Source organism: Pseudomonas rhizophila, from assembly GCF_003033885.1.
GTDB lineage: Bacteria > Pseudomonadota > Gammaproteobacteria > Pseudomonadales > Pseudomonadaceae > Aquipseudomonas > Aquipseudomonas rhizophila.
In genome coordinates, this window is the sequence record NZ_CP024081.1 from 984,271 (window position 1) to 996,600 (window position 12,330).

The 12,330-nt window shown below is 61.6% G+C and carries 10 protein-coding genes; 4 read left to right on the top strand and 6 right to left on the bottom strand.

The features are described from left to right. Window positions 1-8: 8 nt before the first annotated feature. The 6 genes from CRX69_RS04625 to gap form a co-directional block, all read right to left on the bottom strand. Window positions 9-443, bottom strand: a complete 435-nt coding sequence (locus CRX69_RS04625; RefSeq protein WP_107321622.1) for a YbaN family protein — start codon at window positions 441-443, stop codon at window positions 9-11. 135 nt (window positions 444-578) lie between these two features. Then, entirely contained in the window at window positions 579-1,169 is a 591-nt protein-coding gene (locus CRX69_RS04630) for a biliverdin-producing heme oxygenase (RefSeq protein ID WP_047228372.1), read from the bottom strand. Window positions 1,170-1,336: 167 nt separating this feature from the next. Then, window positions 1,337-3,931 carry a TonB-dependent receptor gene (locus tag CRX69_RS04635; protein WP_107321623.1) on the bottom strand — a complete coding sequence of 865 codons (2,595 nt, stop codon included), beginning with the start codon at window positions 3,929-3,931 and terminating at the stop codon, window positions 1,337-1,339. 118 nt (window positions 3,932-4,049) lie between these two features. Continuing rightward, window positions 4,050-4,955: a FecR family protein gene (locus CRX69_RS04640; protein ID WP_420821202.1), complete on the bottom strand. Its 906-nt coding sequence runs from the start codon at window positions 4,953-4,955 to the stop codon at window positions 4,050-4,052. Between the two features lie 169 nt (window positions 4,956-5,124). Further along, entirely contained in the window at window positions 5,125-5,643 is a 519-nt protein-coding gene (locus tag CRX69_RS04645; RefSeq protein ID WP_047228369.1) for an RNA polymerase sigma factor, read from the bottom strand. Window positions 5,644-5,814: 171 nt separating this feature from the next. Continuing rightward, a complete protein-coding gene (gene gap / locus CRX69_RS04650) occupies window positions 5,815-6,816 on the bottom strand; it encodes a type I glyceraldehyde-3-phosphate dehydrogenase (RefSeq protein WP_047228368.1) in 1,002 nt (333 codons plus the stop codon). Between the two features lie 219 nt (window positions 6,817-7,035). Between gap and edd the strand changes: the two genes are divergently transcribed. From edd to CRX69_RS04675, 4 genes are all read left to right on the top strand, one after another. Next, on the top strand, window positions 7,036-8,862 hold the full coding sequence (gene edd, locus CRX69_RS04655) for a phosphogluconate dehydratase (RefSeq protein ID WP_047228367.1): 1,827 nt from the start codon (window positions 7,036-7,038) through the stop codon (window positions 8,860-8,862). Further along, the gene (locus CRX69_RS04660) at window positions 8,859-9,818 is read left to right on the top strand and encodes a glucokinase (RefSeq protein WP_107321625.1); all 960 of its coding nucleotides are present in this window, start codon (window positions 8,859-8,861) and stop codon (window positions 9,816-9,818) included. Before edd ends, CRX69_RS04660 begins: the two co-directional genes overlap by 4 nt. Before the next feature lie 178 nt (window positions 9,819-9,996). After that, a complete protein-coding gene (locus CRX69_RS04670; protein ID WP_047228365.1) occupies window positions 9,997-10,728 on the top strand; it encodes a response regulator in 732 nt (243 codons plus the stop codon). After that, entirely contained in the window at window positions 10,718-12,187 is a 1,470-nt protein-coding gene (locus tag CRX69_RS04675; RefSeq protein WP_047228364.1) for an ATP-binding protein, read from the top strand. Before CRX69_RS04670 ends, CRX69_RS04675 begins: the two co-directional genes overlap by 11 nt. The last annotated feature ends 143 nt before the right edge of the window (window positions 12,188-12,330 follow it).

Sequence of the window (12,330 nt, forward strand, 5' to 3'; positions counted from 1 at the left end):
GAGGGCGATCATAGTTCAAAATCGCGTTGGGGGCCGCTTTGCGGCCCAGCGGGAGCAAGCTCCCGCACTTGTTCCGGGCGGAACCAGATCCACAGGTTACCCAGGACCATGCCGGCCAAGGCCAGATACACCGGCCAGCCGTGGTCGAGCATCACCAGCATCAGCCCGGCGCAGAACAGCATGCTGGCGGTGGCACCGACCTTGGTCCGGCGCGGGATGACCTTGCCGTTGCGCCAGTTGTGCAGCATCGGCCCGAACAGCCGGTGATTTTCCAGCCAGGCGCTCAGTCGCGGTGAACTGCGGGTGGCGGCCCAGGCTGCCAACAGGATGAACTCGGTGGTCGGCAGGCCGGGCACGACGATGGCGACCAGGCCGATGGCCAGGCTGGTGTAGGCGAGCAGGGCGAAGAGTAGTTGGGCGGTTTTCGAGGCTGGACAGTTCATGAACTTCTTTCAGGCCTACGCATTTCCTTGTGGGAGCGAGCCTGCTCGCGATAGCTGTGTGCCAGGCGCCATCATTGGAGGCTGACACACAGCTATCGCGAGCAGGCTCGCTCCCACAGGCAGTGGTGGTGAATTTCAGGCCAGTTCAGCTTCATAGGCGTGCTCGAGCAACACCGTAAACCGATTGAAGGCATCCAGCGCGCCTTTGTCCGCTTCGGCTTCCTGCTGTTCAGTGAAGGCCAGGCCGTCGAGGGTGCGGATGAAGGTTTTCCAGCCTTCAGCACGACCGCCGGCAGGTTCTGCCAGGTGCCGAGCGCCGAAGGTTTCGCTCAGGCCCAGGCCGACGGCGCGCTTGATCAAAAATGCAGCACCGAGCTTGGAGCCTTCGGAGACAAACAGCCAACCCAGGGCCTCGGCCTGGGTCGGATTTTTTACCGCGCCGGCTACTGGCGCGGGGACGTCGGTGTCCAGGTCCGCAAGATCCGCCTTGGCCGCTTCTGCCCGGCAACGGGCCGGCAGGTCGGGGATCAGGGTGGACAGTTCGGCGTCGTTGTACAGCGCCACCAGTTCCGATTGGAACAGGTACTGGGCCACGACGAAGCGGGCGAAGTTGGCCTTGGTTTCGAACGGGGCGTGGGCCTTGACCAGTGCATCGAGCCTGCTGTGGGGCTCGTGGGTGATCTGGTTCAAGCGTTGGGAGCGTAAAACGGGGTGTTGGGTAGTCATGAAAAACTCCTTCGAATGAGCACATTGTGGCGAGGGGCTGTGGGAGCAAAGCTTGCTCGCGAACAGGCGCCTCGATTCCTGGAAGACCGCATCACCTTCATCGCGGGCAAGCCTTGCTCCCACATGACGCTCCTCGCCACAGGTATTTGTTTTGCCTGGCAAGCGAGTCAGATATCCCAGATCAGATTGACCGCGAAATTACGCCCGGGCTGGGTCAGACGGTCGAGGTTGGCGGGGCTCAGCACCGCTGCTTCGCCAACGCTGTCGTAGCCACGCACGTCATCCCACAGCCAGTACTTCTTGTCGGTGAGGTTGTAGAGACCACCGCTGACGGTGACGTCGTGGGTCACCTTGTAGAAACCGGTCAGGTCGAGGATGCCGAAGCCCGGGGTCTTGAACTGGCTGCTGACGCCATCGGGCGAGTTGAAGTTGCTGTCGTCGACGCGGTCTTTTTTCTTGACCAGGGTCCAGCTGAGCAACGTGCCGAACCGGTCCTGCTCGTAACCCAGGCCGAACACGCCGGTGAGCGGGTTGACGCTGTTGATCGGCTCGCCTGTGTCGTTATTGCGACCGTAGGCATAGGCCACCGAGCCTTGGGTGTACAGGCCTTGCGGTGCGCCGAACAGATCCAGGTTCAGGCGTCCCTTGACCTCGGCGCCCTTGATGATGGCGTGCTTGATGTTGTTGCTCTGGAAGGTCAGCGCATCGGCCCCGGGCGTGATCGCATCTTCGTTGATGAAGTCGCGATACTTGTTGTAGAACACCGCCACATCGAACGAACCGGAGTCGAAACGGCCCCGCAGGCCAGTCTCATAGCTTTTGCTTTTTTCCGGTTCCAGATCGGGGTTGGGTTCCACGCTGTAGCCGGCGCCGGGATTGTCAAAGCGACCATACAGCGCCTTGGCGGTTGGCGTGCGGAAGCCTTCGGCGTACTGGCCGTACCAGGTGTACTGGTCGCTCAGGGCGTAGGTCAGGCCGAATTTGGGCGAGACGCGATGCCAGGTCTTGTTCTTGTCGCTGACTTGACCACCGCTGGTGGGGTCCACGGTGTTGAGGAATGCCTCGGTCAGGTGAGGCTTGAGCCGCGTGTAGTCGTAACGCAGGGCCGGCGTGAAAGTCCATCGGTTCCAACGGATCTGATCCTGGGCGAACAGGCTGTAGGTGTTGATGGTCGGGTCCGGGAAGTCGCTGGCTTTTTCCAGCACGTCCCGGGTGCTGATGGCACCGACGGCTGAGCAACCCACGCCGACGGCCAGACAGACGCCATTGCCACTGCGCGAACCGGTGACTTTCTGCTGCTTGATCGTGGTGCCGTAGGTCAGCGCGTGATCGGTGTCGGCGAGGCTGAAGGCCTTGTCCAACTGGGCGTCGAGAACCCACTGTTTTTCTTCGTAGAGGGTCTCTCGTGTGCGTAGCACCTGGCGGGTGATGGGGAAGTAAAACTCGGCGGTGCTCTGGTCGGTCTTGGCGATCTGGTGGTTCAGGCTCCACTTCACGTGGTCGGCCAGCAGGCTGTCGAGGGCGAAGCTGTGCTCCAGGCCGAAGCGTTCGCGGCTGATGGTGTCGTTACCGGTGCGCCACTGATACATGCCGCCGGGCAATACAAAGTCAGGAATTGCCGGCTGGCCGTCGGAGTAGGGGCCGCCATAGGCACTTTTCAGATCGGTGTCCCGGTCATCCTTGTACTTCTCGTAGACCAGGCCCAGGCGCGAATCATCGTTGTAGTTCCAGCCGAGCTTGGCCAGCACATTGTGGGTGCGCACGTCTTCAGGGTTGGCCGCGGTGCGGTCCAGGCCGGTGCCGTTGTTATTGCCATAGGATTGGGTTTCATGACCGTCGCGCTGGCTGTAATGCAACAGGCCGTCGAACGGCCCACTGCGACCTGCGAGGGTGGCGGATTTGAGCCAGCTTTCGTCGGCGGAGCTGTAGCCGGTCTTCAGGCGGGCGCCGACGTCGTTACCCGGTTTGATGATGTCGTCCGGATCAAGGGTGAAATAACTGACGGCGCCGCCGATGGCATTGCTGCCGTACAGCACCGAGGCCGGGCCGCGGAGGATCTCCACGCGCTTGACGATTTCCGGGTCCACGTAATTGCGCTGGGTCTTGGCGTACGGGCCGTTGAAGAAACCCCCGGGAATTTCCACACCGTCGACCTGCGTCAGCACCCGGTTGCCGTCGATTCCGCGAATATTGTAGCCGCTGATGCCGCCGCGCTGGCCTGCCCCACCCACTGAAACGCCGGGTTCATAGCGCACCAGATCCTTGAGGGTGTTGACGTTGTTGCGGTCCAGTTCCTGCCGGTCGTAGACGCTGACGCTGCTGGGTACGCTGACGATGTCCTGTTCCTGGCGTGTGGCGCTGATCGTCACCTGTTGCAGGTTCAGTACGCTGCTGGTGCTGTGCTTTTGCAGAACAATGCTGGTGTTGCCCAGTTTGCGGTAGCTCAGGTTGGTCCCCACCAACAGGCGCTCCAGGGCTTTTTCCGCTGGCAGCGAGCCGTTGACGCCAGGCGACGCGACGCCTTCGGCCAGTTCTGCGGGCAAGCCGACCTGCCAGCCCGTGACGGCGGTGAACGCATTCAGTGCCGAGACCAGCGGTTGCTGGGCAATGGCAAAAGTGTAATCACCAAGATTGCGCGCAGGCGGCTGCACGGTGGTGGCGGCGAGGGCGGTCGGCGCGGTGCCGGCGATCAGGATGGCGGCGGTCAGCAATGACAGCGTGCACGCAGGGGCAAGGGACCGGCGGGTAAGGCGAGAGGACATCGATAGCGCTCCGTGTCGCATCTGTTATAGGTGCAGATGATGTCGCTGGATGCGAATCAATTGCATTGGCTATAACGAGACGAACCAGCGAAGCCTATCGAGTAAAAATAATTCTCATTTAGTTCAGGATCACCAGCGCCGGGAATTCCTGGAGGCGCGCAGAGGTGATGTGGGCCAGAGAACGGACCACGTCCAGCGGCTGGTCGAGGCGATAATTGCCGGTCACTGCGACCTGGGCCAACTGTTCGTTGTTGTTGATGATCCAGCCAGGGTAGTAGCGTCGCAGCTCGGCCAGTACCTGGTTCAGCGGTCGATTCTCGAACACCAGTCGTCCCTGGACCCACGCCAGATCGGTGCTGGCATCCATCCGGGCAGGGCGGTCGAAGCCGTTGGGGCCGATGCGGATGCTTTCCCCGGCCGACAGCCTGACATGGGCGTCATAACGCGTGGCCCGCAAATCCACATCACCGCGCTGCACCTGCACTTGCGTCACGCCATCGAGGTAGCGCACCGCGAAGGTGGTGTTGCTGACGCTGGCGATGACCGGCCCGGCGTCGATTTGCAGAGGCTGGGTGCGTGTGTCCGGGACTTCGAAAAACGCCTCGCCTTTGTACAACCGAGCTATGTGCCGTTGGTCGTTGAACGTGCTGGAAAAGGCCGAGTCGGTGTTGAGCAGGACCTTGGAGCCATCCTCCAGTTGCAGGCGCTGGCGTTCACCGACCACGGTCAGGTGATCGGCCTGCAGGCGCAGGGGCAGGTCGCTGAAGTTGAACAGGCCCAGAAACAGCACGGCAGCGGTGGCCAAGGGTTTCCAATGGGCGCGCAAGCGTGACAGTGCACTGGCTTGGGGGCGGCCTTTGAGTTGCCGGGCGCTTTGCATCACTTGCGGGCCGTTCCAGATCGCCTGGGCCCGCTTGAATGCCTGACCATGGCGCGGATCGGCCGCCAGCCAGGCCTGGAACTGCCGGGTCTGCTCCTCGCTGGGGTTGTCCAGCAGAATGAGCCAGTCCAGCGCCTGTTCCATGGCATGGGCGGTGTCCTGCGCCGCAGCGTGCTCAGGGGCACGTTGTTTGTCTGTCACGGTGGTTCCTCGCAGTGTCTTTTGCACGGCTATTTAGCGTCAGCGACCAAGCCTAGCAGGGTCGCAGGCCAGCGCAATCGGCGACGGCCTCTTAGAGAAAATCCTTACAGGTTCAGTCGCCACCAAGGCGTTCGGCCACGCCCACACAGATCGCCATGATCAGCTTCAGTTCCTTCTGCACGGTGCTCAGCGACACGTCCAGCCGTTTAGCGATGTCCTGGTAACTGTGACCGTGCAGCCGGCTGAGGATAAAAATCTGCTGCTGTCGCGGGCTCAGCGCTTGCAGGCGGAGATTGAGGCGTTCGAGCATCTGCTCGGCATGGGCCGCGTCTTCGGCGCTGCTTTGGGGGGCGACCACGTTGTGGACAACTTCCTGCGGCACGTCGTCCAGCAGGGTCCGGGACTGAATACGCCGCGCACGCAAGTGGTCCAGCGCCAGGTTGCGGGCGGTCTGGAAAACGAAGGGTTCGAGGTGCTCGACCGTGCGCTCGCCCAAGGCGCGAGTGACACGCAGGTAGGTTTCCTGAAGCAGGTCTTCGGCGGTGCTGGGGTTGTTGACCATGCGCTGGAGGGTGCGCAGCAGTGGCGTGCGCTGGGCAAGGAAGACGTGATGAAAGCGCGATTGACTCACGGTAGGGCCCGATTCGATTTGACTAGATGATAATGCTTATCATCTAGTCAATGGGTCAAGCCCTCATTTCACCACCCCGAGTCCATGTGGGGAGCAAGCCTGGGAAGCAGGCCTGTGGAAGCAAACCTGTGGGAGCAAAGCTTGCTCCCACATTACCGGCTGCGCGGTGAGTTACTCGGCGTTACACAACGCCAGGCAGTTATCCAGCATGCGGTTGGAGAAGCCCCATTCGTTGTCATACCAGGCCAGTACCTTGAGCAGCTTGCCGCTGGCCTTGGTGTGGTTGGCGTCGAAGATCGACGACAGCGGGTTGTGGTTGAAATCGCTGGAGACCAGCGGCAGGGTGTTGTAGCCGAGAATCTTCGAATGCTGGCTGGCCTGGCGCAGCAGTTCGTTGACTTCTTCGGCCGACGCTTCACGCTTGAGCTGCACGGTCAAATCCACCAGCGACACGTTGATCACCGGCACGCGCACGGCCATGCCGGTCAGCTTGCCCGCCAGTTCCGGCAGCACCAGGCCCACGGCCTCGGCGGCACCGGTCTTGCTCGGGATCATGTTCTGCGTGGCCGAACGGGCGCGGTATGGGTCGCTGTGGTAGACGTCGGTCAGGTTCTGGTCATTGGTGTAGGCATGGATCGTGGTCATCAGGCCGCTTTCGATGCCCAGCTCGCGGTGCAGCACCTGAGCCACCGGGGCCAGGCAGTTGGTGGTGCACGAAGCGTTGGAGATGATCTGGTGGGACTGGCGCAAAATATCGTGGTTCACGCCGTACACCACGGTGGCGTCGGCACCCTTGGCCGGGGCCGAAATGATCACCTTGCGGGCGCCGGCGCTGATATGGGCGGCGGCCTTGGCGCGGTCGGTGAACAAACCGGTGCATTCGAACACGACGTCGATTTTTTCGGCGGCCCAGGGCAGTTCGGCCGGGTTGCGGATGGCGCTGACCGAGATACGGTCACCATTGACCGTCAGGCTTTCGTGATCGTGCTGCACGTCGGCATCGAAGGTGCCGTGAACCGTGTCGAACTTGAGCAGATGAGCATTGATTGCGCTGTCGCCCAGGTCGTTGATGGCGACGATCTGCAAGTCGCGACGATAACCTTGGGTATACAGTGCACGGAGGACGTTGCGGCCGATGCGGCCAAAACCATTGATTGCGATTCGAAGAGTCATTAACTGCGCCGCCGTCGATTTGTTGTTGGAATTACAAGATTATTCGCATAAAAATAGAAAACAAGCCTTTTTAGTGGCAATATTTTGTTTTATCTACAACGAGTGACCTGAATCAACTGGTCCGAATGGTCAAGAAATCCGCTGTCGCCCAATGCGTGGCGGGGTTTTGACCAGCATAGACAATCAGGTCGCCACACCCGTTAGCCTGGAGTTCTACACATGCATCCCCGCGTACTTGAGGTCACCGAACGGCTTATCGCCCGCAGCCGCGCCACGCGTCAGGCTTACCTTGCATTGATCCGCGGTGCAGCCAGCGACGGTCCGATGCGCGGTAAGTTGCAATGCGCCAACTTCGCCCACGGCGTGGCCGGTTGCGGCACCGAAGACAAGCATCACCTGCGGATGATGAATGCCGCCAACATCGCCATCGTGTCTTCCTACAACGACATGCTCTCGGCCCACCAGCCCTACGAAACCTTCCCGGAACAGATCAAGAAAGCCTTGCGCGAGATCGGCTCGGTCGGCCAGTTTGCCGGTGGCACGCCGGCCATGTGCGATGGCGTGACCCAAGGTGAGGCGGGGATGGAGCTGAGCCTGCCGAGCCGCGAAGTGATCGCACTGTCGACGGCGGTCGCGTTGTCCCACAACATGTTCGACGGCGCACTGATGCTCGGCATCTGCGACAAGATCGTGCCAGGCCTGATGATGGGCGCGTTGCGTTTCGGTCATTTGCCGACGATTTTCGTGCCAGGCGGGCCCATGGTCTCAGGCATTTCCAACAAGCAGAAAGCCGATGTGCGTCAGCGCTATGCCGAGGGCAAGGCCACCCGCGAAGAGCTGCTGGAGTCGGAGATGAAGTCCTACCACAGCCCCGGCACCTGCACCTTCTACGGCACGGCCAACACCAACCAGTTGTTGATGGAGGTAATGGGCCTGCACTTGCCGGGTGCCTCGTTCGTCAATCCGAACACGCCGTTGCGTGATGCGCTGACTCGCGAAGCGGCGTTCCAGGTCACGCGCCTGACCAAGCAGAGCGGCAACTTCATGCCCATCGGCGAAATCGTCGACGAGCGGTCGCTGGTCAATTCCGTTGTCGCGCTGCACGCCACCGGCGGTTCCACCAATCACACCTTGCACATGCCAGCCATTGCCATGGCCGCAGGCATCCAGCTGACCTGGCAGGACATGGCCGACCTCTCCGAGGTGGTGCCGACCCTGAGTCACGTCTATCCGAACGGCAAGGCCGACATCAACCACTTCCAGGCGGCGGGCGGCATGTCGTTCCTGATCCGCGAATTGCTGGAAGCCGGCTTGCTCCACGAAAACGTCAACACCGTGCTGGGTCACGGCCTGAGCCGCTACACCCAGGAACCGTTTCTCGAAGACGGCGAACTGGTATGGCGCGAAGGCCCGATCGAAAGCCTCGATGAAAACATCCTGCGCCCGGTGGCCCGCGCGTTCTCGGCCGAGGGCGGGTTGCGGGTGATGGAAGGCAACCTGGGGCGCGGCGTGATGAAAGTCTCGGCGGTGGCCCTGGAAAACCAGGTCGTCGAAGCCCCGGCCATGGTCTTCCAGGATCAACAGGACCTGGCCGATGCGTTCAAGGCCGGCCTGCTGGAAAAAGATTTTGTCGCGGTGATGCGCTTCCAGGGCCCGCGCTCCAATGGCATGCCGGAGCTGCACAAGATGACACCGTTCCTCGGCGTATTGCAGGATCGCGGTTTCAAAGTGGCGTTGGTGACGGATGGGCGCATGTCCGGCGCGTCGGGGAAAATTCCGGCGGCTATCCACGTCAGTCCCGAAGCCTACGTCGGCGGCGCATTGGCCCGCGTGCAGGAGGGCGATATCATCCGCGTCGATGGCGTCAAAGGCACCTTGGAATTGAAGGTGGACGCCGAGGAATTCGCCGCACGCACACCGGCCAAGGGTTTGTTGGGCAACAACATTGGCACCGGTCGCGAGCTGTTTGGTTTCATGCGCATGGCCTTCAGCTCGGCAGAGCAGGGCGCCAGCGCCTTCACTTCTGCCCTGGAGACGCTTAATTGAAACTGGCTTTGGTCGGTGACATCGGTGGGACCAACGCCCGGTTCGCCTTGTGGAAGAACCACAACCTGGAAAACATCCAGGTGCTGGCGACCGCGGATTACGCCTGCCCCGAAGATGCCATCAAGGTTTACCTGAGCGGCGTAGGCCTGAAGCCGGGTTCGATCGGTTCGGTTTGCCTGTCCGTGGCGGGGCCGGTCAGCGGCGATGAGTTTCGCTTCACCAACAATCACTGGCGCCTGAGCAATCTGGCCTTTTGCAGGACCCTTGAGGTCGAGAAGCTGCTGCTGGTCAATGACTTTTCGGCCATGGCCCTGGGCATGACGTGCTTGCGTCCCGATGAATACCGGGTTGTCTGCGAGGGCACGCCGGAACCGTTGCGTCCGGCGGTGGTGATCGGTCCTGGCACCGGGCTGGGTGTGGGCACGTTGCTGGATTTGGGCGGCGGTCGTTTTGCGGCATTGCCGGGGGAGGGTGGCCATGTCGACCTGCCCATGAGCAGCCCGCGGGAAACCCAGCTGTGGCAGCACATCTACAACGAGATCGGTCATGTCAGTGCCGAAACCGCCCTGAGCGGCAGCGGGTTACCTCGGGTGTACCGCGCCATCTGCGCGGTGGATGGCCATACGCCGGTGCTCGACACGCCCGAATCCATCACCGCCGCCGGCCTGGCCGGAGACCCCATTGCCCTGGAAGTGCTCGAGCAATTCTGCCGCTGGCTGGGGCGAGTGGCCGGTAACAATGTGCTGACGGTGGGTGGGCGTGGCGGTGTATACATCGTCGGCGGGGTGGTCCCGCGATTCGCCGATTTTTTCCTTGAAAGTGGTTTCGCCCGTTGCTTCGCCGACAAGGGCTGCATGAGCGATTATTTCAAGGGCATTCCAGTCTGGCTGGTGACCGCGCCGTATTCCGGGCTGATGGGCGCGGGTGTGGCGTTGGAGCAATCGACTCCAGTTTGAAATGTGATCCCCTGTGGGAGCGAGCTTGCTCGCGATGACGGAGTGTCAGTCGCCATTGATGTTGACTGATACACCGCTATCGCGAGCAAGCTCGCTCCCACAGGGGTTTTGTAGTGTGTTTGTAGTCCTCATCCATCAGGCATAATCGCCCCAACCCAAACAACAAGGACGAGGCCCCGTGAGTTCAGTGAACAAATCGATTTTGTTGGTCGACGACGACCAGGAGATTCGCGAACTGCTGGACACTTACCTCAGTCGCGCGGGTTTTCAGGTACGTACTACCCCTGATGGCGCCGGGTTTCGCCAGGCACTTAACGAAGCAGCCAGCGATCTGGTGATCCTCGACGTGATGTTGCCTGACGAGGACGGCTTCAGCCTTTGCCGCTGGGTTCGTCAGCACCCGCGCCAGGCCCACGTACCGATCATCATGCTCACGGCCAGTTCCGACGAGGCCGACCGGGTTATCGGCCTTGAGCTGGGGGCCGATGATTACCTGGGCAAACCTTTCAGTCCGCGTGAACTCCAGGCGCGCATCAAGGCGCTGTTGCGTCGTGCGCAGTTTGGCCAGGAACGCTCCGGCGGCGAAGTGTTGGCCTTCGACGAGTGGCGGCTGGACATGGTCAGCCATCGGCTGTTCCACACCGACGGCGAAGAAGTGATCCTCTCCGGCGCCGATTTCGCCTTGCTCAAGCTGTTTCTTGACCATCCCCAGGAAATCCTCGACCGCGACACCATTGGCAACGCCACTCGCGGTCGGGAGTTGATGCCCCTGGACCGAATCGTCGACATGGCGGTCAGTCGTCTGCGCCAGCGCCTGCGTGACACCGACAAGCCACCACGGTTGATCCGCACGGTGCGCGGCAGTGGTTATCAACTGGCGGCCAGTGTGATTGCCAGCAATGGTCATTGATTGGATCAAGAAAATAGCCCGACGGGTGCCGGTGCCGCGTTCGTTGCTTGGAAGAATGCTGCTGCTGACCCTGCTGGTGGTGCTGTTCGCCCAGACCTTGTCCAGCCTGATCTGGGTCTCGCAACTGCGCGCCACCCAGCTCGAAGGCCTGGTCACCAGCGCCCGTAGCCTGGCCCATTCGATGACCGCCAGTGTCAGCTATCTGCGCTCGTTACCGGTGGCTTACCGGCCATTGGTGCTGGATCAATTGCGCAGCATGGGCGGCACGCGGTTTGTCGTCACGCTCAACGACAAACCCCTGGGCATGGACGTGCTGCCGGTTACGCCGCGCAAGTTGGCGGTGCTCAAGGCGGTGGACGACGTACTGCGAAAATCCCTGGGCAACAGCGCCGACATCTCGGTGAAGTTTGTCAGTCCCGAAGACCTGCGGATTTTCAACGGCGGCCTGAAGCTTGATGAATTGCCGCGCTCCTGGGCCCACTACGCCTTGACCCTGGAACCGGTGAACCCGCCGGTGCTGGTCACGCAAATCCAGATGGCGCCGGGCGAATGGCTGTACATCGCTTCGCTGCTCCCAGAGCCCTACACCAGTCTTGAAGAGCAGAGCCTGCCGACGCAGCAGGTCGGTTTCATCGTGCTGACCAGCAGCCTGTTGTTGCTGTTCATCGGTTTGCTGGTGCATTGGCAGAGCCGGCCCCTCAAACGCCTGGCCCGCGCGGCACGCGACATGTCCCTGGGCGCCGAAGTGGAACCGGTAGCTGAAGGCGGCGGCAGCGAAGTGGTGGAAGTGGGCAGGGCATTCAATGCCATGCGTGAACGCATCAGCCGTTACCTGACCGAACGCAGCCAATTGTTCAGCGCGATTTCCCATGACTTGCGCACGCCGATCACGCGGCTGCGCTTGCGGGTCGAACTGTTGGAGGACGAAAACCTGCAGGCCAAGTTCGGCCGCGACCTGGACGAGCTGGAGTTATTGGTCAAAGGTGCGTTGCAATGCGTCAAGGACACCGACATTCACGAAAACATCGAGCCGGTGGACCTCAACCATGTGCTCGATTGCCTGGTCGAGCCGTACCTGGCGCCCAATGGCAATGGTCGGGTGACCCAGGATGGCCGCGCGTTGGCGCCGTATCCTGGCAAGCCGCTGGCCCTCAAGCGCTGCATCGGTAACCTGATCGACAATGCGCTGAAGTACGGGCAAAACGCCCATTTGCACATCGATGACGATGACACCGCGTTCATCCTGCACGTCGACGACGAGGGGCCAGGTGTGCCGGAGCAACGTCTGGAGCAAGTCTTCGAACCGCACTTTCGCCTGGCCGGGCAGCAGCAGGGCTATGGCCTGGGCCTGGGCATCGCCCGCAACATCGCCCATAGCCATGGCGGCGAAGTCAGCCTGCAGAACCTGCGCGAGGGTGGGTTGCGGGTGACGTTGCAGTTGCCTCGCAGTGTGGATTAGCCGGACCGCGTTCTCGTTGATCGCGAGCAGGCTCGCTCCCACAGGGCTCGGTGGTGACCACAAAAATTGTTTATTCCCTGGCGCCAATGTGGGAGCGAGCCTGCTCGCGATGACGCCGTCAGCTTCAGCACATCGCTCAAGTG

Excerpts from the sequence above, each read along its gene's own strand:
- CRX69_RS04625 (WP_107321622.1), bottom strand. The coding sequence starts at position 443 with ATGAACTGTCCAGCCTCGAAAACCGCCCAACTACTCTTCGCCCTGCTC.
- CRX69_RS04630 (WP_047228372.1), bottom strand. The coding sequence starts at position 1,169 with ATGACTACCCAACACCCCGTTTTACGCTCCCAACGCTTGAACCAGATC.
- CRX69_RS04635 (WP_107321623.1), bottom strand. The coding sequence starts at position 3,931 with ATGTCCTCTCGCCTTACCCGCCGGTCCCTTGCCCCTGCGTGCACGCTG.
- CRX69_RS04640 (WP_420821202.1), bottom strand. The coding sequence starts at position 4,955 with ATGGAACAGGCGCTGGACTGGCTCATTCTGCTGGACAACCCCAGCGAG.
- gap (WP_047228368.1), bottom strand. The coding sequence starts at position 6,816 with ATGACTCTTCGAATCGCAATCAATGGTTTTGGCCGCATCGGCCGCAAC.
- edd (WP_047228367.1), top strand. The coding sequence starts at position 7,036 with ATGCATCCCCGCGTACTTGAGGTCACCGAACGGCTTATCGCCCGCAGC.
- CRX69_RS04675 (WP_047228364.1), top strand. The coding sequence starts at position 10,718 with ATGGTCATTGATTGGATCAAGAAAATAGCCCGACGGGTGCCGGTGCCG.